The following is a 21,963-nucleotide window of genomic DNA, read 5'->3' as shown; positions in this document are numbered from 1 at the left end:
TTGGCGGTCTATCTTTGTGGTTCGCCGTTGCCTGTCCCGTGTCCCAAACGCACCTCTTTGCCCTGCCCCAGTCTGAGCCCGCCCCGGCGGACCGCGTCACGTTGTTTGCCGATGTGGTGCTGCCGCTGCCGTTGCCCAAGCTCTACACCTACCGCGTGCCCTTCGAGCTGAACGACCAAGTGGTCATTGGGGGCCGGGTGCTGGTGCAGTTCGGGGCCAAGAAGACGCTGAGCTGCATCGTGGCGGCAGTGCACGAGACGCCGCCCAAGGACTATCAGGCCAAGTACATCCTGGAGTTTATCGACGATGCGCCGGTGGTCACGCAGCCGCAGCTGAAGCTGTTCCGCTGGATTGCCGATTACTACCTGTGCACCCTCGGCGAGGTCATCAACGCGGCCCTGCCCTCGGCCCTGAAGCTCAGCTCCGAGTCGCGGGTGCAGCTGCATCCGGGCTATAAGTCGGAAGGCACGCCCTACCCGCTCACGGCGCAAGAGGAAAAAATCGTGGCGGCCCTGAGCACGGAAGATGGCAAGGCCCTCACGTTTTCGGAAGTCGGAGAAATTCTGGAAATCAACTCCTTCCACAAGGTCATCAAGTCCTTGATTCAGAAAGACGTCATCTTTCTGTTCGAGCACATTGCCGATAAGTACGCGCCCAAGGTGGTGAAGAAGGTGCGCCTGGCCCACCATTTCGTGGCCGAGGCGGCGCTGGAAGGCTTGTTCGAAGGCCTGGCCAGCAAGCCCAAGCAGCTCGACGTACTGATGCGCTACATTCAGCGCGTGCCGGTGTACCAGAACGAGCACCTCAACCACAACGGCATCGAGAAAGCGGCCCTGACCAGCAGCCCGCACCTCTCGCCCTCGGCGGTGAATACGCTCATCAAAAACGGCGTGCTGGAGCAGTTCGACCAGATCGTGTCGCGCTTCCCGCTGGATGAGAATGACCGCAACCAGATGCCTTTTCAGCTGAGCGAGGCCCAAACCGCGGCCCGCGACCAGATCATGGAGCTGTTTGGGCAGAAGGACATCACGCTGCTGCACGGCGTAACGGGCGCCGGCAAGACGGAAATCTACATCGACCTGATCCGCTCGGCCTTGGAAGGCGGCGGGCAGGTGCTCTACCTGCTGCCCGAAATTGCCCTCACGGCCCAGATCGTGACCCGCTTGATGCGCGTGTTCGGCTCGCGCCTGGGCGTGTACCACTCGAAGTTCTCCGACAACGAGCGGGTGGAAGTGTGGAACGGCGTGCTGTCGGGCCGCTTTCAGGTGGTGGTGGGCGTGCGCTCCGCCGTGTTCTTACCCTTCGACAACCTCTCGCTTATCATCGTCGATGAGGAGCACGAATCGAGCTACAAGCAGTACGACCCGGCCCCGCGCTACAACGCCCGCGAGGTAGCGCTGATGATGGGCACGTTTCAGGGCGCCAAGGTGCTGCTGGGCTCGGCCACACCGTCGGTGGAAACCTACTACCAGTGCCGCGCCGGCCGCTGGGGCCTGGTGTCCTTGACGAAGCGCTTTGGCGAGGCCGGCCTGCCCGACATCGAGCTGGTGGATACCCGCCGCAACGCGCAGGCCGGTCAGAAAAAGCCCACGCACCACTTCACGCCCGAGCTGACGGCCGCCATTGAAGGCAAGCTCACGCAGGGCGAGCAGGTGATTCTGTTTCAGAACCGCCGCGGCTATTCGCCCTTCATCAGTTGCCTCGACTGCGGCTGGATACCCAAGTGCAAGAGCTGCGCCGTGAGCCTGAGCTACCATAAGCACGCCCACGAGCTGCGCTGCCACTATTGCGGCCACCACGACCAGATGCCGCGGGAGTGCCCGGCCTGCGGCTCGCGGGCCATCAAGGCCATCGGCTTCGGCACCGAGCGCATCGAGGATGACCTTAAAATCATGCTGCCCGAGGCGCAGGTGCAGCGCATGGACCTGGACACGACCCGCGCCAAAAACGCCTACCAGCAGATCATCAGCGACTTTGAGCAGCAGCGCACCAACGTACTGGTGGGCACGCAGATGGTCACGAAGGGCCTGGACTTCGGTAACGTGAGTTTGGTGGGCATCATTAACGCTGATAGCATCATTCATTACCCGGATTTCCGGGCGCACGAGCGGGCTTACCAGATGTTTGTGCAGGTGAGCGGGCGCGCCGGGCGCAAGGGCAAGAAGGGCAAGGTCATCATCCAGACCGGCGACCCGCAGCAGCAGATCTTCGACAAGGTGATGCGCAACGATTACGTGGAGTTCTACGAGTACGAAATTGCGCAGCGCCGCGAGCATATGTACCCGCCGTTTGCCCGCGTCATCAAGCTTACTGTGAAACACGTGGAGGAGCGCGTGGCCCTGGACGCGGCCGTGCGCCTCACGCAGGAGCTGGTGGAGCGTCTGGGTCGCGACGCCGTGCTGGGCCCCGAGGCGCCCTACATTTTCCGCATCCGCAACTTCTACCTGCAGGAAATTACCATCAAGCTCAGCCGCGAGCACACCGTGCTCAAGCACGCCAAGGCGCAGATCCTGGAAGCCCTGAATATGATGCGCGACGACAAGGATTTCCGGCAGGCCCGCTTCGTGGCGGACGTCGACCCGATGTAAATAGCCATAGTAGGATATAGGGGTGCCCGTTCGGTTGTCAGCCAAGCAGTCGGGCGGGCATTTTGATTGCTAAGGAATTAACAATTGAAGTAGACTTTTCCCGGTCTCTAATAGGCCGTATCCCCCGATTATGTGATATAAAGTTTACTCCTGTCATAGTTAGGCGCATAATAATTCATTCTATATTGCTGCCAAATCCTGGTAATACCCGCAGCTCAAACTGGCTTTAACCCTACCTCATTTCTTTTTTTTCTTTTACCAACCACATCCATGGGAAAGTTCTCCTCCCTGTTCGCCACTGCTCTGGCAGTCGTGACCCTCGCCTCGTGCAGCAAGGAAAGCTACACGTTCCGCAACTCGGCTCCTTACGGCAACACCTACACGGCGGCTACCAAAGCTGAGCCCGTAACCGAAGCCGTAGCTCCCGTCGCTGAAGCTGCTGCTCCCGAGCTGACGGCTTCGACGGCCGCTGCTCCGGTAGCTGCTAAAGCCCAGTCGGCCCGCACGTACGCTGCTCACACGCAGGCTGCCAAAGCGGCTTCGGTTAACAAAGCCGAAACCAAAGCAGCTCCGACCCGCGCTGAGGTAAAAGAAGCCAAAGCGGCCATCAAAGCCATGCACAAAGCCGCCAAAAAGGCTAACGCTGCTTCGCCCCTGGCCGAAGGCAAAAGCCAACTGGTAGCGCTGCTGCTCGCCATCTTCCTGGGTGGCCTCGGTGTGCACCGCTTCTACCTGGGCTACACCGGCCGCGGCATCCTCTACATCGCCCTGGCTCTGACCAGCTTCCTGATCGTGCCGGCCATCGTGCTGTTCGCGCTGGTTATCATCGACATCATCAAGATCATCACGGGTAGCCTGCAGCCGAAGAACGGCAGCTACGCCAAGACGCTGTAAAGCAAACCGCGCCTATCACGAAAAAGCCCCGGCTGCCAGTGCAGTCGGGGCTTTTTCGTGGGGTAAAATCGGCGAAAGCGCTAAGCCTGCTCCAGCAGCCAGAGTACCAGCAGCACGATACCGATGATGACGGCAATGGTGCCCAGCACACCAAAGATGCCGTTGACGCCGGCAAAGAGGGCCAGAATCAGACCGATGGCCAGGAAGATAATGCCGAGCCGCAAGTTGCCGCCCACGGCCTGCGTTTGCTCCGTGCCAGCGGTGTTCTGGTGCTTTTTCAGCTGAGCCTTGGCGGCCAGCTTGTCCACTTTGTGCGCCATCTTCTTGACGAGCACCTGCTGCATGGGGTTGAGCTTGCGAGCGGGCTTGGCTTCCGGCGCGACGACGGCCTTAGACGGTTGAGCTACCGGTGCGCTAGCTACCGCGGGCGCGGCTGCCGGAGTCACTTCCGGGGCCTCCGCAGTGGCAGCGGGGGCAGGCGTGGCCTCTGGGGCCACGGGCTGCACGGCCGGCTTGGCCGCCGTGTACGTCGCGTGGTAGGGGCTGGTCTTGGGCAGCATGGCGTACTCGCCGCGGCTGCAGCCGCTGAGGGCGGCCACGACCAGCGCGGCACCGGCAAGCTGGTGGAACAGTTTGGCAACGTGCTTCATGGGGAAGAGAGAAAAGGTGAAAGAAAAGCCGATGTTTGGAATGCTACGGCCGCAAATTAAAAACGGACAACCAAATGGGCCCGCCGGCGGCGCCTGCTGCCATACGGCCGAGCTGGTTGCAGGGTTGAAACGCCAAACGAACGTACTCCGGGCCAGCACTGTTAGGCCAATGCCGCTTTCTTTGCATCTACCTATGCTCACTCCGTCCCGATTCCGCCTGCCGGCTGCGTTGCTGGTACCCGTCCTGATTGCCGCGTGTACCCAAACGCCGATTGTGGAAAGCAATGCCGGCTTGGTAGCGCAACGCCGCTTGGGCGCCGCGCCCGACAGCGCCGGCTACCAGCGCAAAGCCCCGCAGGACCCCAACGGCATTGGCAAATACTACATGGGCCGCCAGATTGCGCACGTGATGGGCCACGATGCCGCCGGCTGGCTGGAGCGCCCGGACCGGCAGCAGGAGGAAGGCACCGATGTGCTGCTGCGCGCCCTTAACCTGAGGCCAACGGACGTAGTAGCCGACCTTGGGGCTGGCACCGGCTATTTCACGTTTCGCATGAGCCCCCTGGTGCCGCAGGGCCGGGTGCTGGCCGTCGACATCCAGCCCGAAATGCTGGCTCGCCTGCGCAATGCCAGCACTGAGCGCAAAGTCACGAACGTGGAGCCGGTGCTGGGCACCGTGCGCAGCCCCAACCTGCCCGCCAACAGCCTCGACTTGGTGCTGATCGTGGACGCCTACCACGAGTTTGACCACCCGCGCGAGATGATGCGCGCCGTGCGCAATTCCCTGAAGCCCGGCGGACGCGTGGCTTTGGTGGAATACCGCGCTGAGGACGCCAAGGTGCCCATCAAGCGCATTCACCGCATGAGCGAGGAGCAGGCCCGCCGGGAGTTGGAGGCTGTGGGTTTGAAGTTTGTCGAAAACAACAAGTCGCTGCCGCAGCAGCACCTGCTGATTTTTCAGCGGTAGTCGCGGCGGCTAGCGCTTCGTCTCTGCAACGAGAACTGAGCTGGCTCCGCTGCCGTTCTGACGGATTCTCAAACGGCCGCGTCCGGAACCCAAGATACAAGGTTCCGGACGCGGCCGTTTGGGTTTGCCATTCATCGCGGCGGCAGAGTCGCGGGGAAGAGCCTTGCCTGGGTTAGGCCTTCCTGTGGTTCGATTTACTTGCTACGAGCACCAGCCGCTTGCCCGAATCTGTTGCTTGCGGTCAGGCCATCTGCCCCGTCCGCAGTTTACCTTTGCGGTCCGATGAACACGCCCAACCCGCGCCTGCTGTCCATTCAGGACTACACTTACGAACTGCCCGCTGAACGCATTGCCCCGGCCCCCCTCCCCGACCGCGACGCTTCGCGTCTGCTGGTGTACCGGCAGGGACAGATCAGCGACCAAGGCTTCCGCGGGCTGCCCGCGCAGCTACCTTCCGACGCCCTGCTGATTTTCAACAATACCAAGGTGGTACGGGCCCGCCTGTACCTGCACAAGCCCACAGGTGGGCAGATCGAGCTGTTTTGCCTGGAACCTGTGGCACCGCATCGCGCTATCGAGCCGGCCATGCAGCAAACCGGCGAATGCACCTGGCGCTGCTTGGTCGGGAACGGCAAACGCTGGAAGAACGGAGCGGTACAGGCGACCTTCACCACGCCTGGCGGACAGCCGGCAGTGCTGGAGGCTGAGCGCGTCACGGCTGAGGAAGGCAGCTCCCTGATCCGCTTCCGCTGGCAGCCGGCGCAGTTGCCCTTTGCCCAAGTGCTCAGCGGTGCCGGACAGCTTCCGCTACCCCCCTACCTCGGCCGCCAAGCCACCGGCGACGACGACGAACGGTACCAGACCGTGTACGCTGCTCACGACGGCGCCGTGGCTGCTCCGACGGCCGGCCTGCATTTTACCGACGCCGTGCTAGCGGAGCTGGCGGCGCGCGGCATTCAGTCGGCCCAGCTGACGCTGCACGTTGGGGCGGGCACCTTTCAGCCGGTAAAAGCGGACCGCATGGCTGATCATGCCATGCACGCCGAGCCCATCAGTGCCACGCGGCAGCTGCTGCTGCAGCTGCTCAGCCACGCGCCACGCCCTGTTATTGCCGTGGGCACCACCAGCCTGCGCACCCTCGAAAGCCTGTACTGGCTGGGCTGCCAAGTAGTACGCGGCGGCAGCCTGAGCGGGCAGGTGCAGCAGTGGGAACCGTACGAGGAAGGAGAAGAAGTACCTGCTAGAGCAGCCCTGCAAGCGCTGCTGACGGAGCTGGAACGGCGTGGCGACGACGCTTTACAAGCTAGCACGCAGCTGCTCATCGCGCCGGGCTACCGTTTTCGGGTGGCGCAGGGGCTCATTACCAATTTCCACCAGCCGGAAAGCACCCTACTGCTGCTGGTGGCGGCGCTGATAGGCCCGGATTGGCGCCGCGTTTACGACCACGCACTCAGCCACAACTACCGCTTTCTGAGCTACGGCGACAGTTCTTTGCTGCTGCCGTAAGCATCCTTCGCCACGAAGCTGCGTAGAAGGGACGATTCTAAAATCGACCTTTCCCATGAAAAAGATACTCATGCTCCTGTCGGCCGTAGCGCTGACCAGCGTTTCGGCCCTGGCCCAAACCGGCACGACCACTTCCTCTTCCACGACCACCGGTACCACGTCGGGCACGTCCGTAACTACCTCCGGCACGACTACGGGTACCTACAACAGCGGTACCACATCGGGCACTTCCACTACCTCCGGCACTACGAGCGGTAGCACCACCGGCACCACCACTGCCGGCTCTACCTCCACGGAAATCGACGTGCGCAGCAACGGTACGATGAAAACGGAAACCGAGACCCGCACCGGCCGCACCAAAGCCGGCGAAGCCATCAGCAACACCGCCAGCGACACCAAGCGCGTGGGCAAGAAAGCTGGCAGCACCGTTGGCAAGGGCGCCAAAAAAGCGGGCCGCGGCATCAAGAAAGGCGCCAAGAAAGTGGGCAACAAGGCGGAAGATATCGTCGACTAACCTTGCCATTGCCTTAACAAAAAGCCCCGCCGGACGCAGGTCCGGCGGGGCTTTTTTAATCCGCTGGCTTACTGTCCGACGAAGAATACCGCGTTGCTGAACAGCAGCTTGCCGGCGTGCCAGAAGCCGCGGAACAGGGGATTGTCGCCGAGGTACACGACCTGCCCCCGGCCCATTTCCTGCACGCCGAGCACCACCGTATCGGTGAGTTTGCGGCGCGCTTGGCTGCCGGTGAAGCCGGCCGCTGCCTGCCCCTTGCGCAATACGCCCACGTTCCAGCCGCCGTCGCCGAGGTACTGGAAGTTGAGCGGGCTGCGCACCAGCGCGTAGTAGGTGGAGCCGTAGCCAAAGGCCAGCGGGTGGGTGTTGTCCAGCTGCACGGGGTACACGCTGCCCTGCACCAGCTCCTGCAGCGACTCCCGCTCGGCCGTGCCATAGCGGCGCAGCAGGCGGCTCGGGTCGGCCTTGCGGGTGCGGGTAGTGTCGGCCGGCTTGGCCTTCAGAGCGAAATCTTTTTTGCCCGCCAGGTAACTCATGGCGCCTTCCATAGCAATCAGGCGTCCGCCGCCGCGCACCCAGGCCTTCAGGTTCTCCAGCTGACGCTCGGGCAGCACGTCGGCGTAGTTGCCATCGGGCAGGATGAGCACGTCGAACTTGGTCAGCGGTACCGATGCAAAGTAATCGGCCCCCAGCACGGTAACGGGGTAGCCGAGCTGTTGCTCGAAGAAGTGCCACACCTCGCCGAACGCGGAGGGGTCGGTGCCGTTACCGGCCAGCACGGCCACGTTGGGCCGGCCCACGCCGTGCACATTGCTGGAGCCCAGGTCGCTGCCAGTGGTAGCAAAACCGGTTTGCACCGCCGTCAGCTCCGTGCCGATGGAATCGGCCAGCGCGCGCACCACTCCATCGAAACGGGCGCCAAGCCCCTCGTTATTGCCGCGGTTGATGATGAGTGTACCGGGTTGAAATTTGCGGCCGCCGGCTTCAAACGGCTGGTAAGCCACCCGCACACGGATCTGCCGCTGCAGCAGGGCTGACAGCAGCCGCGCGTCGCGCAGGGAATTCCAGCCGGCAATGTAGGCGTAGGGCTTAGCCGATGCTGCTGGTGAGTTGTCGGTTGGCGGGCCAGCAGGCCTGGTTGTCAGTTGCAGATTGCCAGTTGTCAGGCCTTTGGCATTGGACTTTTGCCCACTGACAACTGCCAGTTCCCTTCCAGATAACTTACCTGTCAGTGCGTAGCCCTGCAGGCCGTACGCGTACGGCAACGACCACGCCGTAATGTCGTACGTCAGCGAATCCTCCAGCGCCGACTGCGGTTCGAACAACACCTTCACCAGCGTTGATTTCGGCTGGTACATGCTCACCACCAGGTCGGTAGGCTGCAGGGTCACGGCCTCGCGGCGGCCGGTGGCGTAGTTGTACGCGTTGGTTTTACGCCGCTCCCCCACGTAGCCGAACTCGATTTGCTGGCGCTGCAGGTATTCCGCCAGCGGCGCTACGCGCTCGGCGGCGCCACTGACCACAAAGCTCTTATACTCGCCGCGCGGCCGCTGCCGGGCATCGGCATAGTAGCGGCCAAACTCGGTGAGCAGTTCGGCCTGGTGGTCGGCCGCAGCCCGGATGGTAGCCCAGCTGGCGGCGTGGTGGTGCGCAATGCGCTGGGTGAGCGTGAGCGTGTCGCCGTCGCTCTTGATGACGCGCACGCCGGCCCGGCCGCTGCCCCCCTGCTCGTAGGTCATGCCGATGGCTCCGTTGAAGGAGGGCCAGGTGTCGCCGTAGCTGGGCGCGAAGAGGTCGTAGGTTTCGCGGGTGAAGTACAGCCAGCTGTTCTGGTCGAACGTGCGGCGGTTGTAGTCGCCGATGCGGTTCTGAAACTGGCGCTGATACGCCGTAATGTCCTCGTGAAAGGGCTTGGCGGCCGGCGAGAAATAATAGGGCGCATCGGGGCCCATCTCGTGAAAATCGGCGTGCACCTGCGGCAGCCACTGGTTGTAGAGCGCAATGCGCTGCTGGCTTTCGCGCTGCGTCTGCCAGGCCCAGTCGCGGTTCAGGTCGAAAAGGTAATGGTTGAAGCGCCCCCCAGGCCACGGCTCGCGGTGCTCCCAGCTCAGCGGCGCGGCGCTGGTGGGGGCCGCGGCCACGCGGCCGTACCACTGCACGTACCGTTCGCGGCCGTCGGGGTTCACGCAGGGGTCGATGAGCAGCACCACTTTATCCAGCAAGGCCTGGGCCTCGGCATTCTGCGGGTTGGCAAAGTCGTAGAGCACCTGCAGCACCGCCTCCGACGACACCGCCTCGTTGCCGTGCACGTTGTAGCTCAGCCACACCACGGCGGGCTGGTCGGGGGCCGGGGAGCCGCTTTCCAAGCCGGTGCGGCGCAGGTTGCTGCGGCGAATATCCTCGAGGCGGGCCAAGTTGCGGGCAGAGGCTACCTGCACGACCTCCAGCGGCCGGCCTTCGTAGGTTTTGCCGTAGGGCACCACGCGCAGCCGGTCGGGGTGCTGCTGGGCCAGGTACTCGGCGTAGCGCAGCACATCGGCGTGGTAGGTAAAGCGGCTGCCGAGCGGATAGCCGAGGAATTGGGCAGGCGCCAGCAGCGGGGTCGCGGTTTGGGCCTGGCCGGGGGCAGCTAGCAGCAAGCTCGCCCCCACCCCTAAGGCGGGCAGCAGGCGCAGGAGAGGTCGAATCATAAATGCCGAGCGAAAAGCGGGTAAACGAGGCCGCCGGGCTCCGGCGACGAAGCGAAAGTACACTGCGGTCGGGTGATGCCCGAGGCTCCCTTATTCGGCATTCGGTCCGGGGTCCTCGCCGGGCTTTTCCCGAATCTGGTACAGCACGCTTTCGGCCACGCCGCGCCCAAACAGGCTGACGCCCGCGTTGAACACGCCCAGCGCCACCGTGCCGGCGCCCACCCACTGCGCGGTTGGGGCCCCGTCGCGCTTCATTTCCGAGGCCCACTGCACCAGGCAGGCACCGAAGCCGATTACCACTAGCCCGCTGGGGGCAAACAACAGCCATTTGGATTTATGCGTCATCTCGCTAGCAGAGGTATGTGAAAAGCCTGGCCCGGCCTCTGCGGCCGCACCTGGCACAGGAGTACGGCAAATTCCGCGGGGCCGATGCACGGGCCCGGGTGGTAGCTGCGGGCATTTGCGTTCCTTTGTACTTTCTTCTGCCCTCCCCCGCCGATGTCCGCTACCCTGTTTCAGCAGCTGCTGCACGCCGCTTTCCGCCAAGATGCCGCCACCTACCTGCCGTCGGACGACCTGCACGCCTACGGCGAGCTGCAGCGCGCGCCCCGGCGCGAGCAGGGCTTCCGCTTCGAGCGCGTGCGCCTGCTGGTGGCCATGAGCCTGATGAAGGCCTTGGCCGACCTGGGCGACCACGACGAAAGCCGGCAGGTGCAGCACGTTCTGCACCAGGCCTTGCAGGCGGGCTCCATCGAGCAGATCGACGCGACCATTACCAAGGAAGCCAAGCGCTTCGAGCGGCTGTACACCGATTTGTACGTCAACGACGAGGGCGAGCAACTGCTGCACCTTTTCGAACGAACCTTGGACGCGGACTCCATTCCGGCCATGGATGCCGTGATTCAGGAAGCAGCCGACCTGGTCGACACGCTGGACTTCGACGCCCCGCACGACGACGACGAGGAATAATTCAAATACCCAAATAAAAAGCCGCTCCGGAAGCTTCCGGAGCGGCTTTTTTGGTAAAGCTTGTACCTAAGGCCTACATGTAGCCCGGCGTCTGGGGAGTTGCGTTACCCAGGTTGATTTCGTACTGTGGAATGGGCAGCACGCGGGCATCAGCCGTGGAAGGGTTGGCGCCCAGCTGGCGGCCGGTGCGCCGGTAGTCGTGGATGCGGAAGCCCTCGTAAGCTAGCTCCAACTCCCGCTCCAGCAGGATGTCTTCCACGGTAACGGCCGTGAGCGGGGTGGCACCGGCGCGCTGGCGAATAGCGTTGACATCAGCCAGCGGCGTGGCGCCGGTGGTGGTGCCCAAGCGTCGGTTGGCCTCGGCGCGGGTCAGGAGCATCTCCGCCAGCCGAATCACCGGTATGTTTTGGGCGAAGTCGTTCCACTTGTACGAGCGCAGCTGCCCGGGACGGGCGGCATCCCCCAGGTAGAGCAGGCCGTCGCCGATGTTGCCCTGGTCGCCGCGCACGTCGCTGGCTTCGTAGCGCCCGGCGAAAGCAGCCGATACGGCGACATCGGCGCGGCCCTGGAAGCCTACCGACTTGCCCGAGTAGAAGGTGGCCAGGCCGTCGTTGGCTTGGCCGGCGTTGTTTTGCTCGTTCTGCAGAACCTCAAACAGCACTTCCGGCGAGCCGTCGGAGGTGAAGGCATCGAGTACGGAAGCATTCAGCGTAGCGCCGCTGTTCTGAATCACGTCGTTGGCCAGGTCGCGGGCCTGGGCATAGTTGCCCATTTGCAGGTACACCCGGGCCAGCAGCGCTTTGGCGTCGTAACGGTCGAAGCGCCCGGCGTCGTTCTCCTCCGGCAAGGCTTGCTCTGCGGCGCGCATGTCGCTGATGACCTGGTCGTACACCTGCTGCACGGTATTGCGCGGCAGGCGCTGGGAGGCTTCGTCCACGGTGCGGTTGGCGCGCGTGACCACCGGCACGCCGAAGGTGCTCGACATGGCAGGCTGCCCGTACAGCCGCACCAACTCGAAGTGCATCAGGCCGCGCATCAGCTGCATCTCGCCTTGCAGCTCCTGGCGCTGGGCCGCGTCGCGGATGGTGGGCAGCGCTTCGAGCACAAGGTTGTTGATGTTGATAACACGGTAGGCATCGCGCCAGGTGCGCTGCACATCCGCGTTGACGGTCGTAATCTGCACCGAGGAAATTTCGCGGTACGACTGGAAGGAGCCCTGCCACGAGAGGTAGCCGGGCGAGGCCAGCAGGTCGGGAATGATGATCAGGTTGGTGCCGTACAGGGCCGGCTGGTACAGCCGCGAGTAAGCCCCCACCACAGCCGTCTGGATGCCTTGCTCGTCGCTCAGCGCCGTTTCCGCGTCGATGGATTGCTCCGGGTTGATTTCCTTTTCGCAGGACGAAGTCAGCAGACCGCCCCCGAGTAACAGCGCCGCAAAGAGGGCGCGAGTAGATAGTTTCTTCATGTCAGTACGCGTCGGCTAAGGTTAAAAACCGAGGTTGAAACCGACCAGCCAGGTTTTGGCCAGCGGCGGCGTGTAGAAATCGTGGCCCAGCAGGTAGTTGGCGGCGGCCGTGTTCAGGCCCGAGGTGTTCACCTCCGGGTCGTAGCCCTCGTAATCGGTCAGGGTTATCAGGTTCTGGCCGGTCACGTAGATGCGGGCGCTCTGCAGCAGGGCTTTCGAAGCCCAGGCCTTGGGCAGGTTGTAGCCCAAGGTCAGGTTTTTGAAGCGGAAGAAAGAGCCGTCCTGAATCCAGCGCGACGACGCGGCTGTGCCGTTGCCCTCGTAGAATTTGGCGCGCGGCACGTCGGTGATGTCGCCGGGCTGCCGCCAGCGGTTCAGCTGGTCACGGGTCTGGTTATCGAAGTAGTCCCCGTTCACCGATTGGTAAAGGCCGGCAATGTTGTAGATGTCGTTGCCGTAGGTGAATTGCGTGAGCAGGCTCAGATCAAACCCTTTGTAGGAGAACGTGTTGGTGAAACCTCCCGTGAACTTTGGGTTCGGGTCGCCCAGCTTCACGAACGTAGCCTGGTTGGGGTTGTTCGTGGTGCTGCGGTCCACCGAGCCGTCGGCGTTCGGGGAGTTCCGGTAGTAGAGGGCGTCGCCGTTGGCCGGGTCTACCCCGGCGTACTCGCGGCCCCAGAACACACCGATGGGCTGGTCTTCGCGCACGCGGCCCAGGTTGCGGGCGCCAGAAATCAACTCTTGCCCCGCCAGATCGGTCACTTTGTTGCGGTTGAGGGAGATGTTGAAGTTGGTACCCCACTTAAATTCCCCGTCGAGGTTGCGCGTGTTCAAGGACACTTCGATGCCCTTGTTGACCAAGGAGCCGAGGTTGCGCTGCACTACCTGATAGCCGCCGGTGTAGGGCAGCTGCTGATCGAGCAGCAGGTCGGTGGTTTTCTTGTGGTACACGTCCACTTCACCGGCAATGCGGTCATTGAAAAAGCCGAATTCCACGCCTACGTTGGCCTGATCCGTGTTTTCCCAGGTGAGCAGGTTGTTGCCGATGCGCGCGGCGGGCACAATGCCCGGGCGGGTTTCGTACTGCGCGCCGCTGTAGAGCGTCAGCGCGTCGAAGTCGCCAATTTCGGCGTTGCCGGTACGGCCGTAGCTGCCGCGCAGCTTCAGCAGGCTCACCACGTTGTTGTCCTGCAGGAAGCTTTCCTCCGACACCACCCAGCCCAGCGAACCGGCTGGGAAGTAACCCCAGCGATTGTCGACGCCAAAGCGTGAGGAGTAGTCGGCGCGGATGCTTCCCGAGACTAGGAACTTGTTGCGGAAGGTGTAGTTCACGCGGCTGAACACCGACTGGAAGTCGTAGCCGGTGCCGGCGCTGGTGGTGCCCGGCGAAAACACGGCCGCCGAAGCCACTTTGCGGAACTGGTCGCTGGCAAAGCCGCGGCCCACCGCCGCCGTCTGCTCGCTGTCGTAGCGCTGGTAGGAGTAGCCCAGCAGCGCTTCCACGGTGTGGTCGGCGCCGAGGGTGCGCAGGTAGGTGGCCGTCTGGTTGGTCGTGTAGTTGACGGCCTGCACCTGGTTGCTCAGCGCCTGGCCTTCGCCGGCGGCATCGGCCGTGAATCGGCTCCAGTACACCTCCTCGCGCAGGGCCAGCAGGTCACCCCCGATTTCCGAGCGCAGCGTCAGGCCCTGGATGGGCTGGTACTGCAACGACAGGTTGCTAAACGAGCGGTAGTTGCTGGCGCGGTTGGTGTTGCGGTCTACGCTCACCAGGGCGTTTTCGTAGAGCAGCTGGCGGTTGAAGCCCGTCGGGTCGGCCGCGTTGTAGGGCGACTGCACCGGCGGAATGGCATTCAACTGCACCGGGTTGGTGAAGGCGTTGTCGTCGGGCACGCGGTCGTTCACCGAGCGCGTCACCGAGAGGTTCAGCCCGATCTTCAGCTTGTCGGTAATGGAGTGGTCAAAGTTGGTGCGCAACGACCCGCGGCGGTAGCGGTTGCCCACGATGATGCCGGTCTGGTCGCTGAAGTTGCCGCTGATGTAGAAGCGGGTTTTGGCGTCGCCGCCCGACACGTTGGCGTCGTACTGCGACACCTTGCCGTCGCGAAAAGCCAGCTCGTTCCAGGGCGTGTTGTTGGTTGAGTTGTAATCTGTCGAACCCGAAAACAGCTCGAACACGTCGGCCGCCGGGGTATTGGCCGGCAGCCCCACTTCCGCCCGCAAGAAGCTGTTCGGGTCGTCAAGGGCGTTTTTCACCGACTCGTTGAACAGCTCGCGGTATTCGTCTGCGTTCAGGAACTCGCGGATGCGGGTGGGGCGGCTCGTCCCGAAGTACGCCCCCACGTTCACGCGCGTCTGCCCCTGGCGGCCCTTCTTCGTCGTCACGATGATGACCCCGTTCGACGCGCGCGACCCGTAGATGGCCGAGGCGGCGGCATCCTTCAGGATCGAGATGCTTTCGATGTCATTCGGGTTCAGGTCGGCCATCGGGTTGATGGGCTCGTCGGCGTTGATGCTGCCCACGTCGGTGGACGTCACGGGAATGCCGTCGATAACGTACAACGGTTGGTTGCTGGCTCGCACCGACGAAGCCCCGCGCACGCGGATCTGCACGCCCGCGCCCAGCTTACCGGTCCCTTGGTTGATCTGTACGCCCGGCGTGCGGCCCTGGATGGCCTGCTCGAAGCTGACCGTGGGCACGTTTTCCACTTCCTTGCTGCCGAGCTGCGTGATGGCGCCCGTCAGCTCCCGCTTGGCCTGCGTGCCGTAGCCGACCACCACGGTTTCGCCCAATAGCGTCTCGCTGGCGGCCAGACGCACGTTGAGGCTGCTTTGGGTGCCCACGGGTACAGATTGGGACGCGAAACCGACCGAGCTGATAATCAAGGTAGCGCCGGGCTGCACGGTCAACTGAAAGTTGCCATCGGCATCCGTGCTCGTGCCGTTCGTGGTGCCGCGCTCCAGCACCGTTGCGCCCGGCAGGCCGGTGCCGTCGGCGACAGAAGTGACCCGCCCGCTCACGCTTCGCGTTTGCGCTTGGGCCACCACTGCCACCGGCACCGCTAGGGCCAGGGAGAGTAGTAGCTTGTGTTTCATGTGTGGGTTGGCTCAGGAGCCATTTTTGGTGAGTGATAGACCCAATTTAGGTATAGAATGGCTGCTTGCATCCTACCTTGGTAAGTTTCCTGCAGCGATGGGAAGGTGCGCGTCAAGAAAATCAGCTTCTAACGGCCTCCAGCTGCACTGCGCTAGGGCATGAATAATCTTGAAATTGACCTAATTACCGGTCGCCAGTGCGGTTCCGGCCTGGGTTTTGGTCACACGTCCCCCTTTTAAGCCGTCTAAACGCAGTTGCGCCGGCGCTGAAGCCAGGGCACCTGCGCGCGCGTCGGCGCCCCGTTTGTCCCGGCCATTGGATTTGGCACCTGCTACTGCCTACCTTTACCCAAACCAGGCACTGCTGCCGGCGGTGCGCCGGGTCTGTCCCGGGTAGCCAACCTTAGCTTTTAATGGCTGAAATACAATACCTCACCACCCCAGCCGCCATCCAAGAGGCCGCGGCGGGGCTGCATACCCAACCTCGCCTGGCCGTCGATCTGGAGTTCGACGATATGCGCCACCATTACGGGCGTAACCTGGCGCTGATCCAGATTTACGACGGCCACACGGTTTTTCTGCTCGACCCGGTTCCTCTGACCAATCCCGGGGAGGAGCTGGCCCCGCTGTGGGCCGTGCTCGGCGACCCGGCCGTGGAAAAAGTATTCCATAGCTGCAAGTCCGATATCCTGCTGCTCGACGAGCTGTACGACGTGCGGGTACGCCGCATTACCGACACGAGCGTGCTGCATACGCTGCTGGCCGAATCGGACAACAACATTTCGCTGGGCCGGCTGATTCAGAGCGAGCTGGGCATCGAGGTAGACAAGGGCGAGCAGAAGTCGAACTGGCTGAAGCGGCCGCTGACGGAAGCACAGAAAATCTACGCGGCCAACGACGTGCTGTACCTGCTGGAGCTAGCCGACCGGCTCGTGGCCAAGCTGGAAGCCCTGGGCCGCCTGCATTGGGCTGCGGAGGAAAACATGGCACTGGAAGATGTGCGCTACACCCGCGACGAGCGGCCCTACCTGCGCATGGCCAGCAAGTACCGCATCATGCCCCAGGAAATGCCGCTGTTTCGTGACCTGTACCTGCTGCGCGACCAAGTAGCCAAAGAACTGGACCGCCCGCCCTACATGGTGTTCAGCAACGACCGACTGTCGGAACTGGTGCGCGATACCCCGCGCAACGCCAATGACTGGAAAGCGGCCCGCGGCTTGCACCCGGAATTGAAGCGCCCGCCTTATTTCGAGCAGCTACTGAACTTCTCGCCCGACAACTTCGTGGCCGTACCCGAGCCACCTATGGCCGCCGAGTCACGCCGCTTCCCCTTCCGCCGCCGCCTCAGCGGCGAGAAGGCCGCCCAGGCCGATGCCCGCGAGCAGTTTCTGATGACCCTGAAAACGCACGTATCCAACGATCTGAACAGCTACGTAGCTAACTTGGTACTGTCGAATCGTCTCATTTCCGATATCATCGAGTTAGGTGCCGATGCGGCCCTGCGGCCTTGGCAGCAGCAAATCCTGCGCGACGTTACCGCCCGCAACGGCCTCGACTACGGCTTTATCGCCCAGCCCTTCGCCTGGCTCAACGGCCGCTAGCCCGCCCCATCCAGGCCACGCGCAAGAATTGCGGACGGCGTAAACCAATCGGCGCTGCTCACCGGGGTGCCCGCGCTTAAAAACGATACCGCCCGAAACCACGTCTGCACGACGGGCTTCGGGCGGTATCGTTTTTAAGCGGGGGTGCAGCGCCATTGCCGATTCTACAGAAAGAAACTGCCGGTACGCCGCCGTTCTTTCCAGCTATGATGACCGCGGACTGGGTCCTTAGCGCTGAAACTGTTCTTCTTCCGTCGAGCCGACAAGGGCCGCCGTGCTGGCCTGCCCAGCCGACACCACGTGCTGCACCGCATCGAAGTAGCCGGTGCCGACGAAGCTCTGGTGCTTGACGGCCTTGAAGCCCTGCTGCTGCAGGGCAAACTCGCGCTGCTGCAGCTCGGAGTACCCGGCCATGCCCCGGTCGCGGTAGGCCTGGGCCAGCTCAAACATGCTGGTGTTGAGCGCGTGAAAGCCGGCCAAGGTGATAAACTGGAACTTGTAGCCCAACGCGGCCAGCTCCTCGCGGAAGGTCTCCATCTGCTCCACGCTCAGCTTGGCGGCCCAGTTGAACGACGGCGAGCAATTATAGGCTAGCAGCTTGCCGGGGAACCGGGCGTGAATGTCCTGGGCAAACTGCCGGGCCTGCTCCAGATCGGGGTGCGACGTTTCCATCCAGAGCAGATCGGCGTAGGGCGCGTAAGCCAGCCCCCGGGCGATGCAGGCCTCCACCCCGCAGCGCACGCGGTAGAAGCCCTCAGAAGTACGCTCGGCTTCCTGCAGCACGAAGGGCTTGTCGCGCGGGTCCACATCGGCGGTGAGCAGGTCGGCCGCGTCGGCGTCGGTGCGGGCCACGATGAGGGTGGGCACGCCCAGCACGTCGGCGGCCAGGCGGGCGGCTACGAGCTTCTGCACGGCCTCCTGGGTCGGCACCAACACCTTTCCGCCCAGGTGCCCGCACTTCTTAGCCGAGGAGAGTTGGTCTTCGAAGTGCACGCCGGCAGCCCCGGCCTCAATCATCATCTTCATCAGCTCGAAGGCGTTCAGGTTGCCGCCGAAGCCGGCCTCCGCGTCGGCCACGATGGGTGCCAGCCAGTGCACGTGGCCGGCGTCGCCGTCCCGGCTTTCGAGGTGCTGAATCTGGTCGGCGCGCAGCAGGGCGTTGTTGATGCGGCGCACCACCGCCGGCACCGAGTCGGCGGGGTAGAGGCTCTGGTCGGGGTACATCTGCCCGGCGCCGTTGGCATCGGCAGCCACCTGCCAGCCCGAGAGGTAAATGGCCTTGAGGCCGGCCTGCACCTCCTGCACGGCCTGGTTGCCGGTGAGGGCGCCGAGGCCCGCCACGTATTCTTCGGTGTGCAGCAGCTGCCAGAGCCGCTCGGCGCCCTGCCGGGCCAGGGAGTACTCGATCTGCACGGAGCCCTGCAGCTTCACCACGTCGTCGGGCGAATACGGGCGTTCGATGCCCTGCCAGCGGGGGTTGGTGGACCAATCGTGCGCGAGGGCGGCGGTGCGTTGGGTGCGGTTCATGGGTCTTGGGGTTTGGTTGTGGAAAAGGGGGTCAGCAAAGACAAAGGCGTAGCTGTCGATGCTTTGGGGAACATCGAAGCAGGCATGCAGAAAAGCGAGATGTCGCAGGTGGCGTATCGCGAAGGGAGTAGTTCGCGCTACCACGCAGGCGTCACGGCAGCAGCTCGTAGGCCGGCAGGGTCAGGAAATCGGCACAGTCCTGGGCCAGTACGAGGCGGTCGAGCAGATGCAGGGCGGGGCGGTAATAGGCGGTGTAAGCCTCCTCCCCTGCTTCGTGGCGCAGCTTGTCGACCAGCTCGGCTAACTGAGCTCGGTACAGTTCAGGCGTTACCGGGCGGCCGTCGGCCAGCGTGGTACCGGGCGTGTGCAGCCACTGCCAGAGCTGCACGCGGGAAATTTCGGCCGTGGCCGCGTCCTCCATCAGGTGGTAGAGTGGCACACAGCCGTTGCCGCCCAGCCAGGCCCCGAGGTAGCGCCAGGCCACGTCGATGTTCTGCCGCAGGCCCGCCTCGGTGATGCTGCCCTGCGGCGCCTGCAGCAGCTCGGCGGCGGTGGGCAGCGGCTCGGCGCTGCGGGGCTTGCCGATCTGGTTGGGCTCGGGCATCAGCTCATCGAACACGCCGAGGGCGATGGGCACCAGCGCCGGGTGCGCCACCCAGGTGCCGTCGTGGCCCAGCCGGGCTTCACGCACCTTGTCCAGGTGCACTTTGTCGAGGGCAATGGCATTTTCGGCCGGGTTGTCCTTGATGGGAATTTGGGCGGCCATACCGCCCATGGCGTGCACCCCGCGCCGGTGGCAGGTATCGATGACCAGGCGCACGTAGGCCGCCATGTTGGGCACGGTCATGGTCACCTGGCTGCGGTCGGGCAGGCGGTACTCGGGGCGGGCACCCAGGGTTTTGATGTAGGAGAAAATGTAGTCCCAGCGGCCGCAGTTCAGCCCGGCCGAGTGCTGCCGCAGCTCCCAAAGGATTTCGTGGGTTTCAAAAACGGCAGGGAGCGTCTCGATAAGCACGGTAGCCTTGATGGTACCCTTGGGAATCTTCAGTTCCCACTGCGCCAGCTCAAACACCTCGTTCCACAGCCGGGCCTCCAGGTGGCTTTCCAGCTTAGGCAGATAGAAGTACGGACCGGTACCGCGGGCCAGCAGCTCGTGGGCGTTGTGGAAGAAGTACAGGCCGAAGTCAAACAGGGCGCCGCTGACTTCCTCGCCGTCGACGAGCACGTGCTTTTCGTTCAGGTGCCAGCCACGCGGGCGCACTAGCAGCGTAGCGGGGCGCTCGGTGAGGCGGTAGGTTTTCTGGGGCGTTTCCAGCGAGATGGTGCCACGCACGGCGTCGCGTAGGTTGAGCTGGCCCTGCACGACGTTGGCCCAGGTCGGCGCCAGAGAATCCTCGCAATCGGCCATGAACGTTTTCGCTCCGGAGTTGAGGGCATTGATGACCATCTTCCGCTCGGTGGGCCCGGTAATTTCCACACGCCGGTCCTGCAGATCGGCCGGCACAGGCGCTACCTGCCAGTCGCTTTCGCGCAACTGGGTCGTCTCGGGCAGAAAATCCGGCAAGCGTCCGGCGCCGAATTCGGCCTGCCGCTGCCGCCGCAGCCGGAGCAATTCCTGCCGCCGCTTGTCGAAGTGTCGGTGCAATTCGGCTATGAAGGCCAGGGCGGAGGGCGTAAGCACCTGGGCGAATTCGTGGGTGTACTCTCCCAGTACTTTTACCCGGTCGGGACAACGGTATTCGACTTTGCTGGTAGCAAGCGGCTTAACAAGGGTTTCCATGTGATTATGGTGTTTGGTCGTGGAAGTGCGAGAGCGTGGCCAAACATACGCAAGCGAATATTTAAAATCAAGCGAATATTCGCTAAAAGTAAATAATTAGCAGAAAGTGATTTATTCACAAATGCTGAGATAATGCCTTTCTTTGCCTGCAAAGCTGATTTTGTGCTGCTCCTTCAGCCTTTTGCCCCGGCCTATTTTCTGCTCATATGCTTACCCAAGCCCAGGTTGTCCGTCTCATTTTTGGTTTAAAGCTGCGGCAGCTCCGGCAAGAGCGGGGCTTTACCCCAGCCGCTTTGGCACAGGCGGTCGACGTATCGGTGTCGTACCTGAATGAAATTGAGAAGGGCAAGAAGTACCCCAAGGCCGATAAGGTTCTGGCCTTCGCGCGGGTGCTGGGCGTGAGCTACGACGAGCTGATTTCGCTGACGCTGGGCAAACGCCTAGCCCCGATTTCGGAGCTGCTGCAGTCGGATGTGCTGCGCGAGTTTCCGCTGGACATGTTTGGGCTCGACGCGGGCCGGCTGGTGGAACTGATATCGGACGCGCCGACGCGGGTTATGGCTTTTATCAGCACGCTGTGGGAGCTGGGCCGCAACTACGAGATGCGCCAGGAGCACTTTTACCTGGCCGCGCTGCGCTCCTACCAGGAGATGCACGACAACTACTTCGACGACCTGGAAGACGCCGTGCGCAGCTGCGTGGCCCGCTTCCGCCTGCGCACCGACGCCCCCTTCGACCTGCACCAGCTCGAAAACCTGCTGGGCACCGAATACCATTACCTGATCGACCGCGAAGAGCTGGGCAGCCTCCCGGAGCTGCAAAGCTTGCGGTCGGTGTACCAGCCCGCGGCCCGGCGCCTGCTGCTGCGCCCCGGCCTCACGCGGGCGCAGGAGGCCTTCGTGCTCGGGCGCGAAGTGGCCTTCAACTACCTGGGGCTGAAAGATCGACCGTACACGAACGTGCCGGCCGTCACGCCGGGCACCTTTGAGCAGGTCCTCAACCACTTTCGCGCCTCGTACTTCGCCGTGGCCCTGCTGATGGAGGAAGGCCAGCTGGTGGCCGATCTACAGGCGTTTTTCTCCTACCCGCGCTGGAACGCGGCCCTGCTGCTGGGCCTGCTCACGCGCTACGAGGTGTCGCCGGAAATGCTGCTGCAGCGCGTGACCAACCTGCTGGCCCGGCACTTCGGCATTGGCAGTCTGTTCTTCCTGCGCTTCGATCAGGACGCCGCCACCGGGCAGTTTCACCTGAGCAAGGAGCTGCACCTCTCGCGCCTGCACAACCCCCACGCCAACGAACTGCAGGAACATTACTGCCGCCGCTGGGTGAGCCTGTGGCTGCTGGAGCAGGGCCGGCAGGCCGGCGGACCCGGCCTGCGCGTGGCCGCCCAACGCTCCCGCTACTGGCAGACGCCCGACGAGTACCTCTGCCTCACCGTGGCCCGCTACGACGCCAACGGCCACGGCAGCAGCGTGACGGTGGGCTTGCCCGTCGATGAGAACCTGCGGCAGAAAGTGAAGTTTCTGGACGACGAGACCATTCCGGTGCGCTGGGTTAACGAAACCTGCGAGCGGTGCTCCATTCCCGACTGTGAGGTGCGCGCCGCTCCGCCGGTGGAAGTGGAGCGGCAGGCGCGGCGGCAGCAGTTGGCGGCGGCGGTGCAGGCGCTAGTGCAGGGGCAGTAGCAGCAGGCGAAGGCCCCTCCACGCCGTATCTTCG

The 21,963-nt window shown here is 63.4% G+C and carries 15 protein-coding genes; 8 read left to right on the top strand and 7 right to left on the bottom strand.

What is annotated here, in order from left to right; translation table 11 throughout:
* The first annotated feature begins 38 nt into the window (after window positions 1-38).
* Together priA and ACYVKQ_RS20280 are read left to right on the top strand one after the other, a co-directional pair.
* Window positions 39-2,588: a replication restart helicase PriA gene (gene priA, locus ACYVKQ_RS20285; protein ID WP_460677187.1), complete on the top strand. Its 2,550-nt coding sequence runs from the start codon at window positions 39-41 to the stop codon at window positions 2,586-2,588.
* A 270-nt stretch (window positions 2,589-2,858) separates the two neighbouring features.
* Window positions 2,859-3,482 carry a TM2 domain-containing protein gene (locus ACYVKQ_RS20280; RefSeq protein ID WP_460677186.1) on the top strand — a complete coding sequence of 208 codons (624 nt, stop codon included), beginning with the start codon at window positions 2,859-2,861 and terminating at the stop codon, window positions 3,480-3,482.
* A gap of 80 nt (window positions 3,483-3,562) precedes the next feature.
* Here ACYVKQ_RS20280 and ACYVKQ_RS20275 read toward each other — a convergent pair whose 3' ends face one another.
* On the bottom strand, window positions 3,563-4,132 hold the full coding sequence (locus tag ACYVKQ_RS20275; RefSeq protein ID WP_460677185.1) for a hypothetical protein: 570 nt from the start codon (window positions 4,130-4,132) through the stop codon (window positions 3,563-3,565).
* A gap of 193 nt (window positions 4,133-4,325) precedes the next feature.
* On the opposite strand from ACYVKQ_RS20275, the gene ACYVKQ_RS20270 reads away from it, so the two are divergent.
* From ACYVKQ_RS20270 to ACYVKQ_RS20260, 3 genes are all read left to right on the top strand, one after another.
* Window positions 4,326-5,099: a class I SAM-dependent methyltransferase gene (locus tag ACYVKQ_RS20270; RefSeq protein WP_460677184.1), complete on the top strand. Its 774-nt coding sequence runs from the start codon at window positions 4,326-4,328 to the stop codon at window positions 5,097-5,099.
* Between the two features lie 282 nt (window positions 5,100-5,381).
* On the top strand, window positions 5,382-6,605 hold the full coding sequence (locus tag ACYVKQ_RS20265; RefSeq protein ID WP_460677183.1) for an S-adenosylmethionine:tRNA ribosyltransferase-isomerase: 1,224 nt from the start codon (window positions 5,382-5,384) through the stop codon (window positions 6,603-6,605).
* A gap of 55 nt (window positions 6,606-6,660) precedes the next feature.
* Window positions 6,661-7,119, top strand: coding sequence for a hypothetical protein (locus tag ACYVKQ_RS20260; RefSeq protein WP_460677182.1), 459 nt, complete (start codon window positions 6,661-6,663; stop codon window positions 7,117-7,119).
* Window positions 7,120-7,187: 68 nt separating this feature from the next.
* Here the strand turns inward: ACYVKQ_RS20260 and ACYVKQ_RS20255 are convergent, their stop codons facing one another.
* Together ACYVKQ_RS20255 and ACYVKQ_RS20250 are read right to left on the bottom strand one after the other, a co-directional pair.
* Window positions 7,188-9,809, bottom strand: a complete 2,622-nt coding sequence (locus tag ACYVKQ_RS20255; protein WP_460677181.1) for a M14 family metallopeptidase — start codon at window positions 9,807-9,809, stop codon at window positions 7,188-7,190.
* A 90-nt stretch (window positions 9,810-9,899) separates the two neighbouring features.
* Window positions 9,900-10,154, bottom strand: coding sequence for a hypothetical protein (locus ACYVKQ_RS20250; protein ID WP_460677180.1), 255 nt, complete (start codon window positions 10,152-10,154; stop codon window positions 9,900-9,902).
* A gap of 153 nt (window positions 10,155-10,307) precedes the next feature.
* On the opposite strand from ACYVKQ_RS20250, the gene ACYVKQ_RS20245 reads away from it, so the two are divergent.
* Window positions 10,308-10,778 carry a hypothetical protein gene (locus ACYVKQ_RS20245; RefSeq protein WP_460677179.1) on the top strand — a complete coding sequence of 157 codons (471 nt, stop codon included), beginning with the start codon at window positions 10,308-10,310 and terminating at the stop codon, window positions 10,776-10,778.
* A 73-nt stretch (window positions 10,779-10,851) separates the two neighbouring features.
* Here the strand turns inward: ACYVKQ_RS20245 and ACYVKQ_RS20240 are convergent, their stop codons facing one another.
* Both ACYVKQ_RS20240 and ACYVKQ_RS20235 read right to left on the bottom strand, forming a co-directional pair.
* A complete protein-coding gene (locus ACYVKQ_RS20240) occupies window positions 10,852-12,243 on the bottom strand; it encodes a RagB/SusD family nutrient uptake outer membrane protein (protein ID WP_460677178.1) in 1,392 nt (463 codons plus the stop codon).
* 21 nt (window positions 12,244-12,264) lie between these two features.
* Entirely contained in the window at window positions 12,265-15,336 is a 3,072-nt protein-coding gene (locus ACYVKQ_RS20235) for a SusC/RagA family TonB-linked outer membrane protein (protein WP_460677177.1), read from the bottom strand.
* A gap of 413 nt (window positions 15,337-15,749) precedes the next feature.
* Here ACYVKQ_RS20235 and ACYVKQ_RS20230 point away from each other — a divergent pair, with 413 nt between their 5' ends.
* The gene (locus ACYVKQ_RS20230) at window positions 15,750-16,937 is read left to right on the top strand and encodes a ribonuclease D (protein WP_460677176.1); all 1,188 of its coding nucleotides are present in this window, start codon (window positions 15,750-15,752) and stop codon (window positions 16,935-16,937) included.
* Window positions 16,938-17,165: 228 nt separating this feature from the next.
* On the opposite strand, the gene aceA is transcribed toward ACYVKQ_RS20230, so the two are convergent.
* Window positions 17,166-18,464 carry an isocitrate lyase gene (gene aceA / locus ACYVKQ_RS20225; RefSeq protein WP_460677175.1) on the bottom strand — a complete coding sequence of 433 codons (1,299 nt, stop codon included), beginning with the start codon at window positions 18,462-18,464 and terminating at the stop codon, window positions 17,166-17,168.
* Window positions 18,465-18,615: 151 nt separating this feature from the next.
* Window positions 18,616-20,244 (bottom strand): malate synthase A, encoded by a 1,629-nt coding sequence (gene aceB / locus ACYVKQ_RS20220; protein ID WP_460677174.1) that lies wholly within the window; start codon window positions 20,242-20,244, stop codon window positions 18,616-18,618.
* Window positions 20,245-20,450: 206 nt separating this feature from the next.
* Between aceB and ACYVKQ_RS20215 the strand changes: the two genes are divergently transcribed.
* Entirely contained in the window at window positions 20,451-21,929 is a 1,479-nt protein-coding gene (locus ACYVKQ_RS20215; RefSeq protein WP_460677173.1) for a helix-turn-helix domain-containing protein, read from the top strand.
* The last annotated feature ends 34 nt before the right edge of the window (window positions 21,930-21,963 follow it).

It is taken from the genome of Hymenobacter coalescens, from assembly GCF_054783195.1.
This window is presented reverse-complemented; position numbering and strand designations above follow the sequence as displayed.